The organism is Streptomyces sp. 71268 (genome assembly GCF_029392895.1).
Classification (GTDB): Bacteria; Actinomycetota; Actinomycetes; order Streptomycetales; family Streptomycetaceae; genus Streptomyces.
Genome location: NZ_CP114200.1, coordinates 1,173,751 through 1,196,616, shown reverse-complemented (window position 1 = coordinate 1,196,616; position 22,866 = coordinate 1,173,751). Strand labels below are relative to the sequence as shown.

Sequence of the window (22,866 nt, the reverse complement as noted above, 5' to 3'; positions counted from 1 at the left end):
CGCCCAGCCCCTACAGGAACGTTTTGCCTTCGCCTCGGTAGGTGGGCACCACGTCCACCACCCGCTCGCCGTCGATCAACTGCACCGCGTCGAAGCGCTCGCACAACTCCCCGGCCTTCGCGTGCCGGAACCACACCTTGTCCCCGATCAGCAGGTCGTCGGCGGCCGGACCGAGCAGCGGGGTCTGCACCTCGCCGGCGCCCTCCAGCGGGTGGTACCGCAGCCCGCGCGGCAGGTACGGCGACGGCAGCCGGTCCGCCCCCACCGCCCCGGAGGCCGGATAGCCGCCGCCGAGCACGGTCACCACGCCGACGCCTGGCCTGCGCACCACCGGCAGCGCGAACAGCGCGGCCGGGTGGCCGCTGAAGGACGTGTAGTGGTCGAAGAGTCGCGGCACGTACAGGCCCGAGCCCGCCGCCAGCTCCGTCACCGCCTCCTCCGCCGCGGTGTGCTGCACGCTGCCCGTGCCGCCCCCGTTCACGAACTCCAGATCGGCGACCTGCCGCACGGCCCGCACCGCCGCCGCCCGCCGCGCGGCCAACTCGCGCCGCGCCGCGCCCTGCAACAGCCGAATCGCCCGGGAACGCACCGGATGCCCGGGCACCGCGTCCCCGACGCCGGCGATGTGCCCCTCGTAGGCCATGAGTCCGACCAGTCGAAAACCCGGCCGGTCCGCGACCGTACGGGCGAGCGCGACCAGTTGGTCCGGCTCGTGCAGAGGCGAGCGCAGCGCCCCCACCCGCAGCGCGCGGCCGAGCCGTAGCGAGGTGTCCAACTCCAGGCAGACCCGCACCTGTTCGGTGCCGCCCCGCGCGGCGTCGATCGCGTCGAGCTGGGCCGGGTCGTCGATGGTCACGGTCACGGCGGCGGCCAGCTCCGGATCGCTGGTGAGCGTGGCGTAACCGGCCCGGTCCGCGGAGGGGTAGGCCAACAGCACGTCCGGGAAACCGGACCTGGCCAGCCACAGCGACTCGGCCAGCGTGAAGCTGAGCACGCCCGCGAACCCGTCCTGCCGCAGCGCGCGCTCCAACAGCGCGCGGCAGCGCACCGACTTGCTCGCGACACGGATCGGCTTGCCCCGCGCCCGCTGCGCCAGGCTGCGCGCGTTGGCGTCGAACGCCCTGAGGTCGACCACCGCGAGCGGGGCGTCAAGGTGGGCCGTCGCCCGGTCGAGACGGGCCCGGTCGGTGCTCGGATACGACATGGAGGCAGCTTGCCAGAGGTCATTACCGCTGGGTAGTCGGGCGCCCGATGCGAACGGTGCCCGACGCCCCGTAGAGTGTCGCGCACGCCGTGACCGGCAGGTCAGCGGCGTGCTGTCCACATACGAACCGGCCTGTCCCGAAAGGCGGTCGGGCGGTTCGACCACAACGGTGTCGAAGGGTGCGAGGGGGTGCAGGTGGGCGCCGACGCGGAGCACGCACGCGCCTCCCGCCCCGCACCACCCGCCCCGCCACGGCCCCAGGCCGCGCCGCACCCCCGGACCACTCCGGACAGGTGCCCGCGCCCCCGCCGCCGCGCTCGGGCGGCCGTACGAACCCCGGCCCGGCCCCCTCGGCGATCGTCGGCCCGCTGGTGGCGCCCCCGCGACCGCCGCTGCCCCCCGGCCGGCCGCCCGCACCGCGCCCGCCGCGGGCCCACCCCGCTGGCGGCCCACCCCCCGCGCCACCGTCCGCCACCCCGACGTCACCGCCCGGGCCGCCCGCACCCCGCGCGTACCCCCCGGCGACCGGCCCCGGCCCCACCCCGCCGGCCCTCCCGTCGCACGTGTCCCCGGGCCCCGCTGCCCCGACGGCCGCCCCGGCTCCGGCTCCCACGGCGGCGCCCCGGCCCGAGGACCCGCCGCCCGCGCCGGACACGCGCGCCCCGGCCCCCGCCGCGCCACCGGCCCCGCCATACCCGGACGACCGCCTCGCATCGCCGACGCTCCCCGCGCCCGTATCCACACCGACCGCGCCACCGAGCGCGCCGGCGCCGGCCCTCGCGCCGGGTCGGTCGCCCACACCCACCGCGAGCTCCGCGCCCGGGGCGCCGACGTCGCCCACCACACCCGAGGCCCCGGCCCCGCCCCGCCCCGCGACGGCGGCCCACGCGATGCCCGACCCCGGCGGGCCCGAGGCGCCCCGCGACCCGCAGCCGCCCGGCGAGCCCGACCACACCCCGGGCCCGCCCGCCACCACGCAGGCCCAGCCCGACCAGTCCCGGCCGGCAACGGCAGCCCCGGGCCCACCCGCGGCGGTCCCACCCGCCCCGCCCGCCCCGGCCACTCGCCCGCCGGGCCGGTCCGACGCCGCCGCGTACCCACCGACTCCGGGCCCGCCCACCGCGGGCCCGCCGTTCCCGCCCCAGCCGTCCGCGCCGCCCACCGCGCAGCGGCCGCCGCGCCCGGTGGGCCGGCCGGCCGATCCGGTCGCCGGCCTCGCGGCCGACCTGCTGGCCCACGGGGCCACCGCCACGTCCACGCCCCGCACCGCCCGGTCCGGGCGCGGGCTCGCCCGCCTGGTGACCGCCGCGCTCTGCGCGGTGCTCGGCGTCGGCCTGCTCGTCGGCGCGGTGTTAGGGAGCCTGCTGCGCGAGGGCGGCGGCCCGGCGCGCTCGACCGACGCCTTCCAGCACGCCCGTACGCTGTGGCGCGGCGTGCCCGTCGACACGCTGTTCCCGCGCACGCTGACCGGTCGGGGCGCGGGCCCCGGCGGCGCCGACCGCACCTGGACGCGGATCGCGGTCGCCCCCGACGACCGCTGCGCCGGCGCCTTCGACCCGCTGCTGGCCACCGCGCTGTCCCCGGTGGGCTGCGCGCGCCTGCTCCGCGCCACGTACGCCGACGCCACCAGCACCAGCGTCACCACGGTCGGCCTGGTCGTCACGCGCGCCGACGCGGCCGGGATGCGGGCCCTGCGGAACCGGTTCGCCACCGAGCGGCTCGACCAACGCGCCGACCTGCTGCCCAAGCCGTACCCGGCCGACGGCACCGCGGCCGAGGGATTCGGCGACGCCCAGCGGGCCAGTTGGCGCGTCAGCGTGCCGGCGGACCTCCCGTTGGTCGTGTACGCGGTGAGCGGCTTCGCCGACGGCCGTGACATCCAACGGCCCGAGCCCGCGGACCGGGCCACCGCGCGCGGGGCGACCACCGACCCGGCCGAGGCGGGCCTCGGGCACGACGCCAAGGGCCTCGCGACCGGCGTGGAGCGAGCCTTCCGCACGGCCCTGAACGCCGCGATGGAGGCCAGGTGACGCTTCGCCGACGCCGGGGCCGAGCCCTTTGGGGGCGCCCCCGCACCGCCACCGACCGCCAGCGCGGCCGGCCCGCCCAACGCCGGGCCCGCTCGCGCCCGCTCGCGGTGCTCGGCGCGCTGGCCTGCCTCACGCTGCTGTCGCCGGCACCCGTGGCCGAGGCCGACGGCATCCAGTCCCAGGAGTGGGCGCTGGACGCCATCCACGCCCGGGACGCCTGGCGGACGACCAAGGGTGAGGGCGTCACGGTGGCCGTGCTGGACACCGGCGTGGACGCCGACCACCCCGACCTGCGGGGACAGGTGCTCCAGGGCAAGGACATGATCGGGTTCGGGGCCCGGCGCGGCGACCCGTCCTGGGCCCGGCACGGCACCGCGATGGCCGGCATCGTCGCCGGCCGTGGCCACGGCACGGAGGGCGGCGACGGGGTCGTCGGCGTCGCGCCCGGCGTCCGCATCCTCCCGGTGCGGGTGATCCTCGAAGAGGGCGACCCGGCCCGCAAGCGCGCCCGCAGCGCGCGCGGCGCGGCCCTCGCCGACGGCATCCGCTGGGCCGCCGACCACGGCGCCGACATCATCAACCTCTCGCTCGGCGACGACAGCGAGTCCGCCCACCCGGAGCGCCGCGAGGACGCGGCGGTGCAGTACGCGCTGCGCAAGGGCGCCGTCGTGGTGGCCTCGGCCGGCAACGGCGGCGGCGAGGGCGACCGGGCCTCGTACCCGGCCGCCTACCCGGGCGTGATCGCCGTGACCGCCGTGGACCGCTACGGCAGCCGCGCGGCCTTCTCCACCCGCCGCTGGTACGCCACGCTCTGCGCGCCCGGCGTGGACGTGGTCATCGCCGACCCCAACCGCCGCTACTACCAGGGCTGGGGCACCAGCGCGGCATCCGCCTTCGTCTCCGGCGTCGCCGCGCTCGTCAGGGCCGCGTACCCGGACCTCAGCCCGGTGCAGGTCAAGCGGCTCCTCACGGAAACCGCCCAGGACCGGCCCGAGGGTGGCCGCAACGACGAGCTGGGCGCGGGCATGGTGGACGCCGCCGCCGCGATCAGGGCCGGTGGCCGGCTGGAGGCCAGGGCCCAGCTCCCGGCCCCCGCCGCCTACCCCGACCGGTACTTCGGCCGTGGGCCACTCCCGGAGCGGGCGGACGGCGCGGACGGCGGGCCCAGCCGGCTCGCGCTCACGGCCGGCTTCGCGGGGGCGGCGCTGGTGCTCACGGCGGTGGTCCTGTGGCGCGACCGCCGCCCGCGCGACCCCGGCCGACCCGGCCCCGGCTGACCGCCCCACGGCCCGGCCCCGTGCCCCCCGCCCGCGACCCGGTCCCGACGCCCGGCCCGTGACCAGGGGCGCACCAGCGCACGGCCGCGTGCCGGGCCCGGGTAGCCTCGACGCGTGGCGCTCAAGAACATCCCAGACCCCGGTTTCTCCGACGACGACGGCTCCGCCGACGAGCGGCTCGCCGCCGCTCTCGCAGCCTGGGCCGACGACCGGGCCGCCGAGCCGCGCGTGCTGGGCGCGCTGGCCGGGGCGCGGCTGCTGGTGCCGGTGGTCGCCGTGCTCGGCGAGGTCGAGGAGGCGCCGACCGCGAACGGCGGGACGCTGCGCCGCGAGAAGACCAGCGACATGGCCGTACCCACGCTCCAGGCGCCCGACGGCCGGCGCGCGCTGCCGGCCTTCACCTCCACCGAGGCGCTGGCCCGCTGGCGCCCCGACGCCAGGCCGGTGGCCGTCCCGCTGCACCAGGCGCTCCAGGCCGCCGCGCACGAGAAGGCCGACACCATCGTGCTCGACCTCGCGGGCCCGGTGACCTTCCCGCTGACCGGCCCCGCGCTGCTGGCCCTCGCCGAGGGCCGCACCAGCACCGACCCGCTGGCCGACCCGGCCGTCGCGCGGGCGCTGCGCACCGTGCTGGCCGCCGAGCCGGGCGTGCTGCGCGCGCACCTCGCCGCGTCGCCCGAGCCGGACGCGGACGGCACCCTGGCGCTGACGCTGGCCGCCGACGCGCCGGCCCGCGAGGTCGCCCAGCGCGTCGCCGAGTCGCTCGCCGGCGACGAGGTGCTCCGCGCCAGGCTGGTACGGGGCCTGCGGCTGGCCCTGCTGCCGGCGCACGCTACGGTCCCGGGCGAACCCCTCTACGTCGCCTAGCCGAACCGCCGCCCCGAACTCTCACGCCGAGCCCCCGCCCGACGCGAGCCCCACGGCCCGCGCCGATCGCGTGGCTCGGCCGTCCTCGCCGTGCCGCCAACGGGCGAAATGTCCCATAAAGCCCCACAATGCAACAGGAGCGATTCACGATCATCCACCCAAGGAGAGCGGCATGGACACGAGGCTGGAGACGCGGACCGTCATCTCGGAGTTCGCCGGGACGCTGCTGCTGGTGTTCTTCGCGGTGGGCTCCGCCGTCCTCGCCGCCGACTACATCGGCACCGTCGGCATCGCGCTCACCTTCGGCTTCACCCTGCTCGCCCTCGCCTACGCGCTCGGGCCGATCTCCGGCTGCCACGTCAACCCGGCCGTGACGCTGGGCATGCTGGTGGCCGGCCGCATCTCGCCGCGCACGGCGATCGAGTACTGGATCGCCCAGTTGCTGGGCGGCATCGCGGGGGCGGCCATCCTGTTCCTGCTGGCCAAGCAGGTGCCGGGGCTCAAGACCAGTGGCCAGTTCGGCAGCAACGGCTACGGCGACCGCTCGGCCGTGCACATCAACACCGGCGGCGCCTTCCTCGCCGAGGTGATGCTCACCTTCCTGCTGGTCTTCGTGGTGCTCGCGGTGACCCACAAGGTGGCCGTGGTCGGCTTCGACGGGCTGCCGATCGGTCTGGCGCTGGGCGTGGTCCACCTGGTGGGCATCCCGCTCACGGGGACCTCGGTGAACCCGGCCCGAAGCTTCGGCCCCGCCATCTTCGCGGGCGCCGACGCGCTGGAACAGTTCTGGCTCTTCCTGATCGCCCCGCTGGTGGGCGCCGCGCTGGCCGCCGTCTGCCACCAGTTCACCCACCCGCGCTCGGGCGACCTGCTGGACCGCGAGCGCGCCGAGCCCTGACCCGCCGCGCGCCGGCCCACCCGCCCCGGGTGGGCCGAGGTGGCCCCGTACCGCCGCGGCGGTACGGGGCCACCTCGCGACAAGGGTGGCTCAGCCCCCGAAGACCGGCCCCGTGAACTTCTCGCCCGGCCCCTGCCCCGGCTCGTCCGGGATGACCGACGCCTCGCGGAAGGCCAGCTGGAGCGACTTGAGACCGTCGCGCAGCGGTGCCGCGTGGTACGAGCCGACCTCGGTCGCGCTCGCGGTGACCAGGCCCGCCAACGCGGTGATCAGCTTGCGCGCCTCGTCCAGGTCCTTGTGCTCGGGCGCGTCCTCGGCGAGCCCGAGGTTGACCGCGGCGGCGCTCATCAGGTGCACCGCGACCGTCGTGATCACCTCGACGGCGGGCACGTCCGCGATGTCGCGGGTCATCGCGTCGAAGTTCGGGCTCGCGCCCTGGTCCTGGTTCGGCTGCTGGGCGTCGGCGTCGCTCATGGTTCTCTCGTCTGTCGGAATCGGTGGTACGTCCGACGCCGTAGGCGTCGACCGGGCGTCGGGCGGGTTCGTACGGCAGGGCGCCGGCGCGCACGCGGGGGATCGCGTACGCGGTCCGTCCCGCGGCGCGCGCCACGGCGGCCGTACGCGCCATGGCCCGGCCAAGTGGTCCGTACGCATCGTACGAGAGGAGCCGGGGCGCCCTTCGCGCCCGCTACGCGGGGCGGCGCCGCCGTGGCGCGGCGGGGGAGCGGGGCGGGTGCCCGCCGGGTCGCGCGCGTGGGGGCGCTGGCCGAAGGCGCTCTTGACGGCGTCCGGAGGCGCCCTGGCGAGACTGGTGTAGCATTGCACGTGACCGGCTGGGCATCAGTGTGCCCGGCCCACAAGTGGAGGCTCCGACTCTCCCACCTTGCTGGCCCTTGAGGCCGGCGGGTCCCGGTCCGGTAGGGCCCGTCGTTCCGTACGGACGACGTGGAGCTGCCTGATGCGCCCCGCGGTGATCCGCAGCGGTGCTCCCGGAATGTGAGGAGCCCCCCTGTGTCCCGTTCGGGGCGTTTTATGCGTCTCGGCACGGTTGTCACACCGAAAACTGACGTTACGCGGCTGTCCGCCAGGCGGCCGTGTGGTGCAACTGAGGAGGCCCCATCAGCGCCGAGCCCCGCATCAACGACCGGATTCGCGTCCCCGAGGTGCGACTCGTCGGTCCCAGCGGCGAGCAAGTTGGCATCGTTCCGCTTGCCAAGGCCCTGGAGCTTGCGCAGGAGTACGACCTGGACCTGGTCGAGGTCGCGGCGAACGCCCGTCCGCCGGTCTGCAAGCTCATGGACTACGGAAAGTTCAAGTACGAGTCGGCCATGAAGGCCCGTGAGGCGCGCAAGAACCAGGCGCACACGGTCATCAAGGAGATGAAGCTCCGGCCGAAGATCGACCCGCACGACTACGACACCAAAAAGGGTCACGTCGTCCGGTTCCTCAAGCAGGGCGACAAGGTCAAGATCACGATCATGTTCCGTGGTCGTGAGCAGTCCCGGCCGGAACTCGGCTACCGACTGCTCCAGCGGCTCGCGGAGGACGTCCAGGACCTCGGCTTCGTCGAGTCGAACCCGAAGCAGGACGGCCGGAACATGATCATGGTTCTCGGTCCGCACAAGAAGAAGACCGAGGCCATGGCCGAAGCCCGCGAGGCGCAGGCGGCCCGCAAGGCGGAGCGCCAGGGCGCCGCCGCGGACGCGCCCGAGCAGTCCGCCGAGGAGCCGGCCGAGGCCTGATCGTGGCGGCCTGAGCCCGAGGCCGCCGCCCCGGGGCACCGCCCCGGAACCCACACCGAACGAGCTGACGCGCCCGTATGCCCGCAACGGCTGCGGGGGCGCCCCGACGAGGAGAGAACGGCGACATGCCGAAGAACAAGACCCACAGTGGTGCCAGCAAGCGCTTCAAGATCACCGGTTCCGGCAAGGTGGTCCGCCAGCGCGCCGGTCGCCGCCACCTTCTCGAGCACAAGTCGTCCACGCTGACGCGCCGCCTCGCGGGAACCGTGGAGCTGGCCCCGGCCGACGCCAAGAAGGTCAAGAAGCTTCTCGGCAAGTGATGTCGGGCCCCGTCGTGACGGGGCTGGCACACAGTTCGGGACCCATTCGTTTCCGGGCCGCGTGAGGTACCCGCGGCCCCGTACAAGGAGTTAATCAAGTGGCACGCGTCAAGCGGGCAGTCAACGCCCACAAGAAGCGCCGGGCGATCCTGGAGCAGGCCAGCGGCTACCGGGGCCAGCGCTCGCGCCTGTACCGCAAGGCGAAGGAGCAGGTCACCCACTCCCTCGTTTACAACTACAACGACCGCAAGAAGCGCAAGGGCGACTTCCGGCAGCTCTGGATCCAGCGCATCAACGCCGCCGCCCGTGCCAACGGCATGACGTACAACCGCTTCATCCAGGGTCTGAAGGCCGCCAACGTCGAGGTGGACCGCAAGATCCTGGCCGAGCTCGCGGTCAACGACGCCAACGCGTTCGCGGCGCTCGTCGAGGTGGCCCAGAAGGCGCTGCCCAGCGACGTCAACGCCCCGAAGGCCGCCTGAGCGGTTTTCGAGGCCCGGGCCTAAGCGCCCGCCCCACATCGGACCCGCAGGCGGCGACCGCCTGCGGGTCCGATGTCTTCGCCCCTCCCGCGCCGGCCCGGCGCCAGCGCGGGACCTCCGCTGGAACCCCCGCACCGGAAGCGAGTACCACCACATGGCGGCCCCCGAGCTGACCTCTCCGCGATCGCCCCGCGTCCTGGCCGCCCGCCGACTGGCCCGCCGCAACGCCCGGGCCAAGGAACGCAGGTTCCTCGCCGAGGGGCCGCAGGCGGTGCGCGAGGCGGTCGTGCGGCACCGCGCCGACGCGGAGGTGGGCCGGGAGGGAACGCTGGTCGAGGTGTTCGCCACCGTCGAGGCCGCCGAGCGGCACGCCGACATCGTCGAGGCCGCCCGCGCCGCGTCCGTGTCGGTGCACACCGCCAGCGACGCCATCGTCGCGGAGATCTCGCAGACGGTCACCCCGCAGGGCCTGGTCGGGGTCTGCCGGTTCCTCGACTCGCCGCTGTCCGACGTGCTGGCCGCGCGGCCCCGGCTGGTCGCCGTGCTCGCCCACGTACGCGACCCGGGCAACGCCGGCACGGTGCTGCGCTGCGCGGACGCCGCGGGCGCCGACGCCGTCGTCCTCACCGACGCTTCCGTCGACCTGTACAACCCGAAGTCGGTCCGCGCGTCGGTCGGTTCGCTCTTCCACCTGCCCGTCACCGTCGGCGTGCCGATCGAGCGCGTGGTCAGCGGCCTGCACGAGGCGGGCGTACGGGTGCTCGCCGCGGACGGGGCGGGCCAGCGGGACCTGGACGCGGAGCTGGACGCCGGGCGCATGAGCGGCCCCACGGCCTGGGTCTTCGGCAACGAGGCGTGGGGACTGCCGGAGGAGACCCGCGCGCTGGCCGACGAGGTCGTACGGGTGCCGATCCACGGCAAGGCCGAGAGTCTGAACCTGGCGACCGCCGCCGCCGTGTGCCTGTACGCCTCCGCGCGCGCCCAGCGCGCCCGCTCGTAGCGACGGAGGGGCTCCGCTGCGTCACCTCGACCTAGTAGGGTTGCGGCCCTGGGGCCCGAGAGGGGGTGCGGGGATGAACGTCAGGGTTTCCGGCGCGACAGCGGCCACCTCGCATGCGCCAGGCCAGTGCCTGCCCGGCGAGCTCGACGCGTGGACGGGTGAGGCGTCCGCCATCGGACTGCACCCCGACGACCTGCCGGACGGCCTCGTGGTCGCCGACGAGCGGGGCCGGGTGACCTGCTTCAACGCCGCGGCGGCCCGCATCACGGCCACGCCCGCCGCCGAGGCCATCGGCCACCAGCTCGAACAGGTGCTGCCCCTGGAGGACCTGGAGGGGCGCCGCTGGTGGGCGCTGACCGATCCGTACGGAGGGCTGACCACCCGCGTCGGCCAGCCGGAGCGCAACCTGCTGCTGCCCGGCGGGCGCGAGGTGCTGGTCGCCGCGCGGTACGTGCGGGTGCGCCCCACCGGTCCGCTGCGCCGCCTCGTGGTCACCCTGCGCGGCACCGAGGCCAGGCGCCGTACCGAGCGCAGCCACGCGGAGCTGATCGCCACCGTCGCCCACGAGCTGCGCTCGCCGCTGACCTCGGTGAAGGGGTTCACGGCCACGCTGCTCGCCAAGTGGGAGAGGTTCACCGACGACCAGAAGCGGCTGATGCTGGAGACGGTGGACGCCGACGCCAACCGGGTCACCCGGCTGATAGCCGAACTGCTGGACATCTCCCGCATCGACTCCGGGCGCCTCGAGGTGCGCCGCCAGTGCGTGGACATGGCCGCCGCCGTGCGCCGTCACGTCCAGGCGCACACCACGGCCGGCCAGCGCCCCGACCTGTTCCTGATCAAGGTCGTGGAGCCGCTGCCGGATCTGTGGGCAGACCCGGACAAGGTCGACCAGGTGCTGGGCAACCTGCTGGAAAACGCCGTGCGGCACGGCGAGGGAACCGTCACCATCGAGGTGACCCCCACCGTCGTCACCGCCCAGCCAGAAGGGTCAGCCGTGGACTCCGCCGCCCAGCCGAGCACCGCCGTCACCATCAGCGACGAGGGCTCCGGCATCCCCGAGGAGTCCATGGGGCGCGTCTTCACCCGCTTCTGGCGCGGCAGCAAGCGCGGCGGCACCGGACTCGGGCTCTACATCGTCAAGGGCATCGTCGAGGCGCACGGCGGGACCATCACGGTCGGCCGCTCCAGCGCCGGCGGCGCGGAGTTCCGATTTACCCTGCCCGTGGGGGCCCCGGCCCATCTGGCCTGACCACCGTCGGGCGGTGGCCCGGCGACCCCTACGGGCTCGGACGAGTACACACGCCCCGTAGACTCGACCTTTGGCACCTTTGGCACCACCATCGTCGGCTGAGCCACACGTGCTCGGCATCCGGACGAGAACAAGGCGCCGAGGCGGGGCGAAGCCAGCAGCCAATCGGAAGCACGGGAAGAGATGTCGGCACCCAACAAGTCCTTTGACCCGGTAGAGGTCGAGGCACTGAAACCGGAAGAGATCGCCCGGATGCGGGACGAGGCACTGGCCGCGTTCGCCGCGGCCGGGGACCTCGCGGCCCTGCATGAGGCGAAGGTCGCGCACACCGGCGACCGCTCGCCGCTGGCCCTGGCCAACCGCGAGATCGGCGCGCTGCCGCCGCAGGCCAAGGCGGACGCGGGCAAGCGCGTCGGCGGGGCCCGTGGCGAGGTGTCGCGGGCGCTCAAGGCGCGGCAGGAGGAGTTGGAGGCGGAGCGCGACGCGCGCGTGCTGGTCGAGGAGGCGGTGGACGTCACGCTGCCCACCGACCGGTTCACGCCCGGCGCCCGGCACCCGCTGACCACCCTCTCCGAGCGCATCGAGGACGTCTTCGTCGCGATGGGCTACGAGGTGGCCGAGGGGCCCGAGGTCGAGGCGGAGTGGTTCAACTTCGACGCGCTCAACTTCACGCCCGACCACCCGGCGCGCGCCATGCAGGACACCTTCTTCGTGCGCGCCACCGACGGTGCGGGAGCCGGCGGGCAGGACGCCGAGCAGGACGCGGAGTCCGGCATCGTGCTGCGTACCCACACCTCGCCGGTCCAGGTGCGCTCGATGCTCGACCGCGAGCCCCCCATCTACGTGGTGTGCCCGGGCCGGGTCTACCGTACGGACGAACTCGACGCCACCCACACCCCCGTCTTCCACCAGGTGGAGCTGCTGGCCATCGACGAGGGTCTGACGATGGCCGACCTCAAGGGCACCCTGGACCACATGGTCGGCGCCCTCTTCGGCGCCGGCGTGCGCACCCGGTTGCGGCCGAACTACTTCCCGTTCACCGAGCCGTCCGCCGAGATGGACATGCAGTGCTACGTGTGCCACGGCGAGTCGGTCGGCAACCCGGACCGGCCCTGCCGCACCTGCTCGTCGGAGGGCTGGATCGAGCTGGGCGGCTGCGGCATGGTCAACCCGCGCGTGCTGGTCGCCTGCGGCATCGACCCGGAGAAGTACAGCGGCTTCGCCTTCGGGTTCGGCATCGAGCGGATGCTGATGTTCCGCCACAACGTCGAGGACATGCGAGACATGGTCGAGGGTGACGTGCGCTTCACCCGGCCGTTCGGGATGGAGATCTGATGCGAATCCCGCTTTCCTGGCTGCGGGAGTACGTGGACCTGCCAGCCGGTGAGACCGGCCGTGACGTGCAGGCCAAGCTCGTCGCCGCCGGTCTTGAGGTGGAGACCGTCGAGCAGCTCGGCGCCGGGCTCACCGGCCCACTCGTCGTCGGCAAGGTGCTCGCCATCGAGGTGCTCGAAGGCTTCAAGAAGCCCATCCGCTACTGCCAGGTCGACGTCGGCCAGGCCAACGGGACGGGCGAGCCGCAGAACATCATCTGCGGTGCCACCAACTTCGCGGTCGGCGACAAGGTCGTCGTCGTGCTGCCCGGGGCCGAACTGCCCGGCGGCTTCAAGATCTCCGCGCGCAAGACGTACGGCCACGTCTCCGAGGGCATGATCTGCTCCGCCAGCGAGCTGGGCATGTCCGACGACCACGACGGCATCATCGTGCTGCCGCCCGAGCACGAGGTGGGCACCGACGCCATCGAACTGCTGGAGCTGCGGGACGAGGTGCTCGACATCGCGGTCACGCCCGACCGTGGCTACTGCCTGTCGCTGCGCGGCGTCGCCCGCGAGACCGCCACCGCCTACGGGCTGCCGCTGCGCGACCCGGCCCTGCTGGACGTGCCGGCGCCCAACGGCTACGGCTACCCGGTGAGCGTCGCGGACCCGGCGGGCTGTGACCGGTTCACCGCGCGTACCGTCGTCGGCCTCTCGCCCGAGGCGCGCTCGCCGATCTGGCTCCAGCGCCGCCTGCAGAAGGCCGGCATGCGGCCCATCTCGCTGACCGTGGACGTCGCCAACTACGTGATGCTCGAACTCGGCCAGCCGCTCCACACCTACGACCGGTCCCGGGTCAGCGGCACCATCGGCGTCCGGCGGGCCACCCCGGGCGAGAAGCTCACCACGCTGGAGGGCGTCAAGCGGGTCCTGGACGCCGAGGACCTGGTGATCACCGACGACAACGGGCCCATCGGCCTCGCCGGGGTCATGGGTGGCGCCAACACCGAGATCGCCGACGTCGCCCAGGACCCGACCTCCGGCGAGAGCGTCGGCACCACCGACGTAGTGATCGAGGCCGCGCACTTCGACGCCGTCTCCATCGCCCGCACCGCCCGCCGTCACAAGATCTCGTCGGAGGCGTCCCGGCGCTTCGAGCGGGGCGTCGACCCGGAGGCGACCTCCGCCGCCGCGCAGCGCGCCGTCGACCTGCTCGTACTGCTCGCCGGCGGCACGGCCGAGGCCGGCGTCACCGAGGTCACCGCGCCCAGCGGTCCGCGCACCATCACGATGTCCGCCGACCACCCCGACCGGGTCGCCGGCGTCGCCTACGGGCGCGAGACCGTCGTCCGGCGCCTCCAGGAGGTCGGCTGCGACGTCTACGGGCAGGACGAGCTGGTGGTCACCGTCCCGAGCTGGCGGCCGGACCTGAGCGCCCCCAACGACCTCGCCGAGGAGGTCATCCGCCTGGAGGGGTACGCCAACCTGCCCGCCACGCTGCCCCAGCCGCCGGCCGGGCGCGGCCTGACCGAGCGTCAGCGGCTGCACCGCCGGGTCGGCCGGGCGCTGGCCGGTGCCGGCTACACCGAGGCACCGAACTACCCGTTCACCAGCGAGGAGATCCTCGACCAGCTCGGGTTGGACTCCGACGACCCGCGGCGCGCGACCGTACGCCTGGCCAACCCGCTCTCGGACACCGAGCCGCTGCTGCGCACCACGCTGCTGCCGGGGCTGCTGGGCGCGCTGCGCCGCAACGACGGCCGAGGCGAGCACGACCTCGCGCTGTTCGAGACCGGCCTGGTCTTCCGCGCGGCGGCGACCCCCGACGAGGTGGCCGTGGCCGCCGTGCGGCTGCCGGTGGACCGTCGGCCCAGCGACGCGGAGATCGCCGCGCTGAACACGGCCCTGCCGCGGCAGCCGCGCCGCGCCGCGGTCGTGCTGGCCGGCACCCGCGAGCGCGCGGGCTGGTGGGGCAAGGGCCGCCCGGCGGACTGGAGCGACGCCATCGAGGCCGGGCGCGCGGTCGCCCGACAGGCGGGCGTCGAGCTGATCGTCCGCCAGGACCAGCAGGCCCCCTGGCACCCCGGCCGCTGCGCCGCGCTGCTGGCCGTCGTGGACGGCCAGGAGGTGCTGGTCGGCAACGCTGGCGAGCTGCACCCGCGGGTGATCAAGACGCTCGGCCTGCCGGAGCGCACCAGCGCCATGGAGATCGAGCTCGACCGCCTGGAGCGGGCGACCCCGGGACCCGTACAGGCGCCGCACGTGTCCACCTTCCCGGTGGCCACCCGCGACGTCGCGCTGATCGTCGACGCCTCGGTGCCGGCCGCCGACGTGGAGGCGGCGCTGCGGGAGGGCGCTGGCGAACTGCTCGAATCGGTGCGGCTGTTCGACCAGTTCACCGGCGAGCAGCTCGGCGCGGGCAAGAAGTCGCTGGCCTACGCGCTGCGGCTGCGGGCGAGCGACCGCACGCTCACCGCTGACGAGGCGTCGGCGGCCCGGGACGCGGCGGTCGCGACCGCCGTCGAGCGCACCGGGGCCGCGCTGCGCGGAGCCTGATCCGCGCCCGGGCGCCGGTGGCGCCCGGAGCCACACACCAGGGGCGTGCCCCGCGCATCACGCGCGGGGCACGCCCTTCGTGCGCCACGGGGGCGCCCGGTCGACGGCTCCGGGGCGCACGGGGGTGGCGAGTGCGCCGTGGCCGCGACCGCGTCGCACCCCTCCGGCGCCCGCGCGGGAGGTGGAGACGTTCGACTCTCGGGCACGCGTGCACACCCGCGATGCGGTGTTCGGGGTGTGCTCACCCGAAGGGGTGAGAAGGGCACCTTAAGTAGTCAACGCCGTGTGGATGGTCGCCACAATCGTCCCGGTCGCGCAGTCCCCGCCACTCGAAGGCCAGGGGCCGCCCGGCCGCCTCAACGGGCTGCTAAGGGGGCCGGTGGATGATCGGAACCAAGGCGGTGGGCGCGACGCGAACGGCGCCGGCGCGAGGCTCTCGGCTGCTCGCGACCGTCCTGCCGGGCCTGTGGGTGCTCGCGGTGCTGGCCCTGGAGCTGACCGTTCCGCCCGGGCTGCGCCTCGAACCGCTGCTGGCCGCCGCCCCCGCGCTGGCCCTCGCCCTGGGCGGCGAGTGCAAGCGGGTGCTGCTTGGCGGCGCGTGCGCACTTCTGGCCCTGGTGCCGATGGCGAAGTTCGGGCCGCGTGACCCGTCGAGCGCGCCCCTGGGCACCTGCTGCTCGATCCTCATCGTGCTCGTTGCCTGCGGACTGGCCAACCGGCGCAGGCAGCGTCTGGTGCACGAGTTGGACCGCACCCGGAGCGTGGCCGTCGCCGCCCAGCGGACCCTGCTGCGTCCGCTGCCTCACCGCATCGACCAACTCGCCCTGGCCGGCGGCCAGTTGTCCGCCAGTCGGGACGCGGTGGTCGGCGGTGACCTGTACGAGGCGGTGGCCACTCCGTACGGGGTGCGGATCGTCATCGGCGACGTACGCGGGCACGGCCTGGCCGCGCTCGACACCGTCGCCGCCGTACTCGGCAGCTTCCGGGAGGCCGCGCACGACGAGGCCGAACTCGCCGGCGTCCTGCGGCGCCTGGAGCGCACCCTGCGGCGGCACCTGCGCGAGCGCGTGGCGGCGTCGGCGTCCGCCGTGGGGCCCGGGCACCCGGTCGCCGAGGAGTTCGTCACCGTGCTGCTGCTTGAGGTGCGGCCATCGGGCGAGGTGATGGCGCTCAACTGCGGCCACCCGTGGCCGTTCCTGCTGGTGGGCCAGGGCCTTGGCGGCCCGGCCGGCCCCCGGCGGCCGGGCCCGTACGGAACCGGGCCGCACGGGACCGGGCGGCGCGTGCTGCCGCACCGGTCGTCGCTGCCCCGGGTGCGGCAACTGGCGCCGGGCGAGAGCATGCCGCCGCTGGGCCTGTTCCCGCTGCCCGAACTGCCGGCGCCCACCCGCTGCGTGCTGCTGCTCCCCGGGGAGGCGCTGGTGCTCTACACCGACGGAGCCGAGGACGCCCGCAACGCCGCCGGCGACTTCTTCCCGCTGGCCTGGGCGCTGACGGAGGCCGCGCGCGGCGGACCGGTGCACCCGCAGGCCGTCGTCGACCGGGTGCGCGGCGCCCTGCTGCGGCACACCGACGGACGGCTCGGTGACGACGCGGCGCTCCTCGTCCTGCGCAACGACCGCAGCCGGGTGCCCGCCCAGTCGCCCGTGCCGGTGCCACTCGCGAGCGACGCACGGCTCTCCTAGCGGCGGCCGAGGGCGTGCCGGACGCGGGACCGGGCACGCTCCGACGTCACCGGACGGCCGGGCCCCGTACCGGCGGCAGCCCGGGCAGCGCCGCAGGTCGGCGCCGGGCGGCCGGGGCGGGGAACGCCGATGGCCCGGGGCCGCGCGGAAAGTTCACACCCCGTGTGCGCGCGACCCCGTTACGCTGAACCGACCGGAGGCATCGGGAGGGCGGCATGGAGCCCAACACACTGCTCGACGCCGTGCTGGACGAGGCGGGCATCTCGCACGCGGCACTGGCGGCACACGTCAACGAGGCGGGCCGGGCGCGCGGCATGGAGCTGCGCTACGAACACACCGCCGTGGCCCGCTGGTTGAAGGGGCAGCGCCCCCGTGGGCAGGTGCCCGACCTGATCTGCGAGGTGCTTGGCGAGCGGCTGCACCGCGCGCTGACCCTCGACTCCATCGGCCTCGGCACCCCCGGCAGCGCGCGCGGGGCCAGCACGCCGCTGTCCGGGTTCGTGGAGCGCGCCACCGCGCTGTGGCGCTCGGACGAGCAGCAGCGCCCCCACATCGTGCGGGCACCCGCCGTCACCGGGACGCCCGCGGTCATCCCCGTGTGGGAGTGGGAGAACCCGCCGGAGGACGCGGACGTCTCGCGGGAGGGCATGACCCGGGTCAGCATGCGCGACATCACCATGCTGCGCTCGGCCCGCGCCCACTACGAGCAGATGTACCGCAAGGCGGGTGGCGTGGCCACCCGCGCCCGCGTCGTGGGCTTCCTGATCTCCGAGGCCGCGCCGCTGCTGCGGGGCAGCTACCCGGACGCGACGGGGCGGCAACTCCACCGCGCCACCGGTGGACTGGTCGCCGTCGCGGGCATCTGCGCGTACGACTCCGACGCGCACGGGCTCGCCCAGCGCTACTTCCACCAGGCCCTGCGGCTCGCCAAGGCCAGCGGCGACCGTGGCCTCGGCGCCTACGTCATCGCGCTGTTGGTCAACCAGTCGCTGCACATGCGCGAACACCGGCAGGCGGTCGCCTTCGCCGAATCGGCGCTGCGCGCCGCCGGCCCCCGTATCACCCCCGCCCTCGCGGCCGATCTGTACGCCATGCAGGCCAAGGCGTACGCCCGGCTCGGCGACGGCGCGGGGGCGCTGTCCTGCATCCGGCGCGCGGAGAGCGCCGCCGAGCGCATCCGCCCCGGACAGGAGCCCGACGAGACCGGCTACGTACAGCCGGGCTTGGTGAACGTGCAGGTCGCCGAGGCGCTGTTGAACCTCGGTGACCTGGACGCGGCCCGCGAACACGCCACGGCCGCCGTGGACACTCCCGCGCACGACCGGGGCCGGGTACACCGGCTGGCGATGCTCACGCATATCGAGTTGCGCCAGGGGGACGCGGACCGGGCGGGGGCGACCGCGGTGGAAATGGCACAGCGGGCGCGCGGAATGGAATCGCAGCGCTTACGGGACCGGCTCCGCGCGGTGCGCGAGCATCTCGTCGAGAGCGGATGCGCCGCGACCTCCGAGGCCGCCGAACTGATCGACGGGGCACTGCGCGTTCCGCTGTGAGGCAGACGGGGCCGCTCCCGCCGAGTCGCTGCCCTCGACCCCGGCGGAAGGTGGCTGACCGTGCGATGGAAGAACCTCAGCGAGCGGACGGTGTACGAGAACCGTTGGTTCAGCGTGAACCTGGCGGACGTCGAACTCCCCGATGGGCACCACCTCGACCACTATCTGATCCGACTGCGGCCCGTCGCCGTGGCCACGGTGGTCAATGAGGCGAACGAGGTGCTGCTGCTGTGGCGGCACCGGTTCATCACGGACAACTGGGGCTGGGAGCTGCCCGCCGGCGTGGTCGAGGACGGCGAGGCCGTCGCCGACGCCGCGGCCCGCGAGATGGAGGAGGAGACCGGCTGGCGGCCCGGCCCGCTGCACCACCTGCTCTCCGTCGAGCCCTCCAACGGCCTGACCGACGCCCGGCACCACATCTACTGGGCCGAGGACGCCGACTACGTGGGCCCGCCCGAGGACGCCTTCGAGTCCGACCGCCGCGAGTGGGTCCCACTCAAGGTCATCCCGGACATCGTGGCCAGGGGCGAGGTGCCGGCCGCCAACATGGCGGCGGCGCTTCTGCTGCTGCACCACATACGCCTGGGCTGAGCCGACCTGTTCTGACTCGTCCTGTCCCGTCCTGAACTGACCTGACCCGGGCGGGGCCGTCGCGCGTTCGCCGCGACGGCCCCGCCCCGGGCCGGTCGGGTCGACGCGACGCGCCGACGCCGGGCGGGCCGATGCCCGGCGTCGGCGCCCGGTCAGCGGCCCGCGGCCTGCCAGACCGCGACGGCCAGCGCCCCCACCCCCGTGAGCGCCGCCAGGGAGGGCAGCGGCCAGCGGCCGTGCTCCAACACCCGTACGCGCTCCGTCACTTTCGTCACGTCCCGGTCGTGTTGCGCGCTGCGCTGGGCCAGCAGTGCGAGTTGCCCGTCGATGCGGGCGACTCCGACGTCGAGGTTGCGACGGATTTCCGCGAGCTCCGCGGCTACCACGGCTTGCTCGGGCTCGGTGGTCACGCCTGATCCCCTTCCACATGTGTGTCCGTGCGGTTACCAACGCACCGAGCGAACCACGGTTGCGGGCCGTGCGGGAGCGTGTGCAGGCGGTGTGCGCGGGTTGCCCGCGCACACCCCGTGCGAATGACGTTCCGTGACCGGTCGGGTCGGCGGTTCGATGGCGACCAGCGGCGCACCGAGGCCGCGCCGTCGGCCAACCCCGGTGACCGCTGCGTACCGTGACCGCGGCGCGCGCGTGCCGGTCACCTCGCGGCGGCCCGTCGCCGGGCCGCGCGGGCGCCGCCGAGCCCACGCGGCGACGGGCCTGACAACGCTGCCTCAGGCGCGGCACCGGGCCCGCGACCGGCTCCGTTTGTCGGCCCCTCGGCCTCCGGGGGCGGTGACCGGCGCGGAATCCGGGGGCGAGTCGGTCCCTCGCGCCGAACCGTCCCGCGCCGGCGGCGCGGCGCCGGGCCGCGCGGGCCGGACGCGGGGTCGCCACGCGCCTCAGCGGCCCGGCGCCCGGCGTCCGCTCAGGACTGGGTCGGCGTTCGCAACCGCCACACGCCCGGGCGCACCTCCACGCCGCTGGGCTGCGCCCAACGCGCCGTCGGAGCGTCCGTGCGCCCCCGCCCTCCGGCGCGCAGGGCGCGCAGTGCGCGGCGGGCGTAGTCCTCCAGGCGCCGATCGCGGAGCGCCTCGGCCAACTCCAGGCACTCGTCCAACGAGCGCCGCGCCGCCCCCGGGTCACCGGTCTCCAGGGCGACCAGGGCCAGCGCGCGCAGCGCCTCGTACCGGCCACGGGTGTCCATCGGCGTGCTGGCCACCGCGAGGGCCGTGGTGAGCAGCCGGGTCGCGTCGGCGACCTGCCCGGTGTCCAGGCTGAGTTCGGCCAACGCGACCAGGGTGCGGCCGTACTCGCGCGAGTCGGCGACCTCCCACGCGGCGAGTTGGGCCTGCTGGTAGTGCTCGCGCGCCAGCGCGAGGCGGCGCCGCTGCCAGTGCAGGTCGCCCAGCGAGCGCAACAGCCGGGCGGCGGCGCGGCGGTCGCCGCAGCGGCGGGCCGCGTCCAGCGCGAGGGCGTGCGTGGTCTGCCAGTCCTCCCAGGCGGCCAGCGCCTCCAGGCCGGCGCTCAGACTGTCGGCCAACCGGATCGTGGGCCGCCACAGCCGGGCCGCGTGTGCCGCGGTGACGACCGCCACCAGCCGGCCCCGCTCGGCCGCGAACCAATCCAGCGGATGGGGGCCCACGGCCTCGGCGTACCAGGAGCGGCCGTCGGCGACCGGCTCGGCCGGGGGCCACGCACGCGGGTCGCCGAGCCCGGCGCGGGGCGCGTCCGCCGTGCTCGGCGGGGTGGCCGGCGCGCGGGTGGCGGGGAGGTGGGCCGGGTACGTGGGGGCACGGCGCGGGCCGGCCGGCCATGGGGCGCCGGTCGCCGGACCGGTGGGGCCGGTCGCACCCCGGCGCGGATCGGTCGCGAGGCCGCACCCGCTCATCGCAAGCCCGCAGTCCACGGTGTCCGCGCGTTCCGGCCCCGCCGGACGTTCCGTGGGCGCGGTCGCGGGCCACGGAGCGCCGGCGCCACCATCGGGCGGCACGCCGCCACGGTGGTACGCGCCGTCGTCACCCCGTCGCCCGGGGGCGAAGAGGGCGTCGGCGTACGAGGCCGCGTCCGCGTACGCCACGCACATCCGCCGCGTCGCCTCCCGCACCGTCAGGGGGGACTCGTCGGCCAGCGACTCGACGGCGAGCAGCCGCCACAGCGCGTGCAGTCGGTACCGGTCGGGCCCGGTGCCGTCGGCCCTGGCGACCTCCACCAGCCGCGCGTCGACCAGCGCCTCCAACATCCGCTGGGCCTCGCGCGAGGTGACGCCGAACACGGCCGCCGCGAGCCACGGCCCGAACGCGCCCGGCGGTAGGAGGCCCAGCAGCCGAAAGGCCCGCCGTTCGGGGGCCGGCGCCTCGCGGTAGGCGGCGCGGAGCGACGCGCGGACATCGACGTCGCCCGCCGTCAGCCCGGACAGCCGGGTGCCCTCGTCGGCCAGTCGGTCGGCGAGCGTGGCGACCGTCCAGTGCGGGCGGGCGACCAACTGCGCGGCGGCGACCCGCACGGCGAGCGGCAGCCCGCCGCACCACTCCACGACGCGCGCCACCGCCTCCGGCTCGTCCACCGGGCGGGCCAGGGTCGCGGCGGCCTCGAACATGGCGGTCGCCTCGGCGTGGTCGGGCGCGGACAGCACCACCGGGCGCATGCCGCTCAGCCCCGCGAGCAGGCGCCGGCTGGTCAGCAACGTCACGCTGCCCGGACCGGTCGGCAGCAGCGGGCGTACCTGCGCCTCGCAGGCGGCGTTGTCCACGACCAGCAGCGTGCGCCGGCCGGCGAACAGCCGCTGCACCAGGTCGGTCAGCTCCTGCGGGTCGGTGGGCAGCGGCCCCGGCACCCCCGCCCGCCGTGCCAGCCGCCCCATCGCCTCGGCGGCGGTAAGCGGGCCCCGGCCCGGCGGGCACAGGTCGAGGAAGATCGGCCCGTCCGCGAAGGCGTCCGCGCTGCGGTGCGCCGCCTCCACGGCCAGCGCGGTCTTGCCGACCCCGGCCGGGCCGGCGATGGCGACGCAGCCGCCGGCCGGCGCGCTCCGCACCAGCCGCTCCACCTCGGCGAGCGCCGCGGCACGGCCGGTGAACGTCGGGTCGGCCGCCGGCAGGCAGGCCGCCAGCCGCCCGGGCGGCGGCGCGCTCGACGGCGCTGCCACGGCGCCGTCGGGGAACATCAGCCCCTGGTCAGCGGCCAGGACGCGGCGGTGCAGTCGCTGCAACGGCGGCCCTGGCTCCGTACCGAGTTCGTCGAGCAGCGTCTCGCGCAGCCGCGCGTACACCCGCAGCGCCTCGCTCTGCCGCTCGGTCCGGAACAGCGCGAGCATCAGGTGGGCGTGCAACTCCTCGCGCAGCGGGTGCTCGGCCACCAAGGTCCGCAGCTCGCCGACCAGTTCGTGGTGGCGGCCCAACTGGAGGTCGGCGCGCACACGTTGCTCGATGGTGGAGACGCGCACCTCGGCCGCCCAGGCCGCGGCCCCGCCCAGCAGCGGGCCGTGCGGGGTGTCCGCGAGCAGCGGGCCGCGCCACAGCGCCAGCGCCCGCCGGTGCAGGTCGGCGGCCGCGGCGTGGTCCCCGCGCTCCAGCGCCCTGCGCCCCCGGTCGTGCAACTCCTCGAAGTCGGCGAGGTCGAGCTGTCCGGGCCCCGGGCGCAGCACGTAACCTGGGCTGCGGGTCACGAGCGCGTCGCGCCCGCCCTCGGGGTCGGCCGCCCGCAGGGTCTTGCGGAGGTGGGAGACGTAGACCTGGATGGTGGCGGTGGGGGTGCGTGGCGGACTGCCGCCCCACAGTTCATCGGCCAGGGCGTCGACGGACACCACCCGGTCAGCCCGCACCAGCAGACTGGCGAGCACGACGCGCGGCTTCGCGGCCCGTGGCGTCAGCACGCGCTCCTCAGGCGGTTCGCCCGTCACTTCCATCGGGCCCAGTATCCGGAACCTCATCCCGCCCCGTGTTTCCGCCCGCCCGGCCGACCGGTTCAGCGGGCCAGCCAGTGACATGGTCAGTCCGGGCAGCGCCCCCGTACCCGGACCGCTTCACCATAGGTCCCGGGCCCGGCCCCGCGTGAGGTGGGCCGCCCCCTAAGCGGCCCTTAAGTCGCCGGACCTAAGTGC

General features: G+C 75.4%; 18 protein-coding genes. 14 read left to right on the top strand and 4 right to left on the bottom strand.

Annotated features, from left to right (window positions below):
* Nucleotides 1-10 precede the first annotated feature (10 nt).
* Entirely contained in the window at nucleotides 11-1,204 is a 1,194-nt protein-coding gene (locus tag OYE22_RS04510) for an alanine racemase (RefSeq protein WP_277319195.1), read from the bottom strand.
* An 890-nt stretch (nucleotides 1,205-2,094) separates the two neighbouring features.
* Between OYE22_RS04510 and OYE22_RS04505 the strand changes: the two genes are divergently transcribed.
* The 4 genes from OYE22_RS04505 (at nucleotide 2,095) to OYE22_RS04490 (ending at nucleotide 6,276) form a co-directional block, all read left to right on the top strand.
* Entirely contained in the window at nucleotides 2,095-3,234 is a 1,140-nt protein-coding gene (locus OYE22_RS04505; RefSeq protein ID WP_277319194.1) for a hypothetical protein, read from the top strand.
* Nucleotides 3,235-3,341: 107 nt separating this feature from the next.
* Nucleotides 3,342-4,511 (top strand): type VII secretion-associated serine protease mycosin, encoded by a 1,170-nt coding sequence (gene mycP / locus OYE22_RS04500; RefSeq protein ID WP_277323977.1) that lies wholly within the window; start codon nucleotides 3,342-3,344, stop codon nucleotides 4,509-4,511.
* A 114-nt stretch (nucleotides 4,512-4,625) separates the two neighbouring features.
* Nucleotides 4,626-5,378 carry an SseB family protein gene (locus OYE22_RS04495; protein WP_277319193.1) on the top strand — a complete coding sequence of 251 codons (753 nt, stop codon included), beginning with the start codon at nucleotides 4,626-4,628 and terminating at the stop codon, nucleotides 5,376-5,378.
* 172 nt (nucleotides 5,379-5,550) lie between these two features.
* Nucleotides 5,551-6,276: an MIP family channel protein gene (locus OYE22_RS04490; protein WP_277319192.1), complete on the top strand. Its 726-nt coding sequence runs from the start codon at nucleotides 5,551-5,553 to the stop codon at nucleotides 6,274-6,276.
* A 90-nt stretch (nucleotides 6,277-6,366) separates the two neighbouring features.
* Here the strand turns inward: OYE22_RS04490 and OYE22_RS04485 are convergent, their stop codons facing one another.
* Entirely contained in the window at nucleotides 6,367-6,750 is a 384-nt protein-coding gene (locus OYE22_RS04485) for a DUF1844 domain-containing protein (protein WP_277319191.1), read from the bottom strand.
* A gap of 644 nt (nucleotides 6,751-7,394) precedes the next feature.
* Between OYE22_RS04485 and infC the strand changes: the two genes are divergently transcribed.
* From infC to OYE22_RS04435, 10 genes are all read left to right on the top strand, one after another.
* Nucleotides 7,395-8,018, top strand: a complete 624-nt coding sequence (gene infC / locus OYE22_RS04480; protein ID WP_277323976.1) for a translation initiation factor IF-3 — start codon at nucleotides 7,395-7,397, stop codon at nucleotides 8,016-8,018.
* A gap of 125 nt (nucleotides 8,019-8,143) precedes the next feature.
* A complete protein-coding gene (gene rpmI, locus OYE22_RS04475; RefSeq protein ID WP_176164893.1) occupies nucleotides 8,144-8,338 on the top strand; it encodes a 50S ribosomal protein L35 in 195 nt (64 codons plus the stop codon).
* Nucleotides 8,339-8,436: 98 nt separating this feature from the next.
* A complete protein-coding gene (rplT, locus tag OYE22_RS04470) occupies nucleotides 8,437-8,820 on the top strand; it encodes a 50S ribosomal protein L20 (RefSeq protein ID WP_030381833.1) in 384 nt (127 codons plus the stop codon).
* A gap of 154 nt (nucleotides 8,821-8,974) precedes the next feature.
* The gene (locus OYE22_RS04465) at nucleotides 8,975-9,820 is read left to right on the top strand and encodes an RNA methyltransferase (protein WP_277319190.1); all 846 of its coding nucleotides are present in this window, start codon (nucleotides 8,975-8,977) and stop codon (nucleotides 9,818-9,820) included.
* Nucleotides 9,821-9,893: 73 nt separating this feature from the next.
* Nucleotides 9,894-11,072 (top strand): ATP-binding protein, encoded by a 1,179-nt coding sequence (locus OYE22_RS04460; protein WP_277319189.1) that lies wholly within the window; start codon nucleotides 9,894-9,896, stop codon nucleotides 11,070-11,072.
* Between the two features lie 183 nt (nucleotides 11,073-11,255).
* On the top strand, nucleotides 11,256-12,407 hold the full coding sequence (pheS, locus tag OYE22_RS04455) for a phenylalanine--tRNA ligase subunit alpha (protein ID WP_277319188.1): 1,152 nt from the start codon (nucleotides 11,256-11,258) through the stop codon (nucleotides 12,405-12,407).
* Nucleotides 12,407-14,944, top strand: coding sequence for a phenylalanine--tRNA ligase subunit beta (pheT, locus tag OYE22_RS04450; protein WP_277319187.1), 2,538 nt, complete (start codon nucleotides 12,407-12,409; stop codon nucleotides 14,942-14,944). Before pheS ends, pheT begins: the two co-directional genes overlap by 1 nt.
* 383 nt (nucleotides 14,945-15,327) lie before the next feature.
* Nucleotides 15,328-16,629, top strand: a complete 1,302-nt coding sequence (locus OYE22_RS04445; protein WP_277319186.1) for a PP2C family protein-serine/threonine phosphatase — start codon at nucleotides 15,328-15,330, stop codon at nucleotides 16,627-16,629.
* 215 nt (nucleotides 16,630-16,844) lie between these two features.
* Nucleotides 16,845-18,182 carry a transcriptional regulator gene (locus OYE22_RS04440; RefSeq protein WP_277319185.1) on the top strand — a complete coding sequence of 446 codons (1,338 nt, stop codon included), beginning with the start codon at nucleotides 16,845-16,847 and terminating at the stop codon, nucleotides 18,180-18,182.
* Nucleotides 18,183-18,242: 60 nt separating this feature from the next.
* Nucleotides 18,243-18,773: an NUDIX hydrolase gene (locus OYE22_RS04435; protein WP_277319184.1), complete on the top strand. Its 531-nt coding sequence runs from the start codon at nucleotides 18,243-18,245 to the stop codon at nucleotides 18,771-18,773.
* 152 nt (nucleotides 18,774-18,925) lie between these two features.
* Here OYE22_RS04435 and OYE22_RS04430 read toward each other — a convergent pair whose 3' ends face one another.
* Nucleotides 18,926-19,183: a hypothetical protein gene (locus OYE22_RS04430; RefSeq protein ID WP_176164901.1), complete on the bottom strand. Its 258-nt coding sequence runs from the start codon at nucleotides 19,181-19,183 to the stop codon at nucleotides 18,926-18,928.
* Nucleotides 19,184-19,695: 512 nt separating this feature from the next.
* Nucleotides 19,696-22,671, bottom strand: coding sequence for a BTAD domain-containing putative transcriptional regulator (locus tag OYE22_RS04425; protein ID WP_277319183.1), 2,976 nt, complete (start codon nucleotides 22,669-22,671; stop codon nucleotides 19,696-19,698).
* Nucleotides 22,672-22,866: the final 195 nt, after the last annotated feature.

Excerpts from the sequence above, each read along its gene's own strand:
- OYE22_RS04490 (WP_277319192.1), top strand. The coding sequence starts at position 5,551 with ATGGACACGAGGCTGGAGACGCGGACCGTCATCTCGGAGTTCGCCGGG.
- OYE22_RS04425 (WP_277319183.1), bottom strand. The coding sequence starts at position 22,671 with ATGGAAGTGACGGGCGAACCGCCTGAGGAGCGCGTGCTGACGCCACGG.
- rpmI (WP_176164893.1), top strand. The coding sequence starts at position 8,144 with ATGCCGAAGAACAAGACCCACAGTGGTGCCAGCAAGCGCTTCAAGATC.
- OYE22_RS04505 (WP_277319194.1), top strand. The coding sequence starts at position 2,095 with ATGCCCGACCCCGGCGGGCCCGAGGCGCCCCGCGACCCGCAGCCGCCC.
- OYE22_RS04445 (WP_277319186.1), top strand. The coding sequence starts at position 15,328 with ATGATCGGAACCAAGGCGGTGGGCGCGACGCGAACGGCGCCGGCGCGA.
- pheT (WP_277319187.1), top strand. The coding sequence starts at position 12,407 with ATGCGAATCCCGCTTTCCTGGCTGCGGGAGTACGTGGACCTGCCAGCC.
- OYE22_RS04460 (WP_277319189.1), top strand. The coding sequence starts at position 9,894 with ATGAACGTCAGGGTTTCCGGCGCGACAGCGGCCACCTCGCATGCGCCA.
- OYE22_RS04485 (WP_277319191.1), bottom strand. The coding sequence starts at position 6,750 with ATGAGCGACGCCGACGCCCAGCAGCCGAACCAGGACCAGGGCGCGAGC.
- OYE22_RS04510 (WP_277319195.1), bottom strand. The coding sequence starts at position 1,204 with ATGTCGTATCCGAGCACCGACCGGGCCCGTCTCGACCGGGCGACGGCC.
- pheS (WP_277319188.1), top strand. The coding sequence starts at position 11,256 with ATGTCGGCACCCAACAAGTCCTTTGACCCGGTAGAGGTCGAGGCACTG.
- OYE22_RS04465 (WP_277319190.1), top strand. The coding sequence starts at position 8,975 with ATGGCGGCCCCCGAGCTGACCTCTCCGCGATCGCCCCGCGTCCTGGCC.
- OYE22_RS04440 (WP_277319185.1), top strand. The coding sequence starts at position 16,845 with ATGGAGCCCAACACACTGCTCGACGCCGTGCTGGACGAGGCGGGCATC.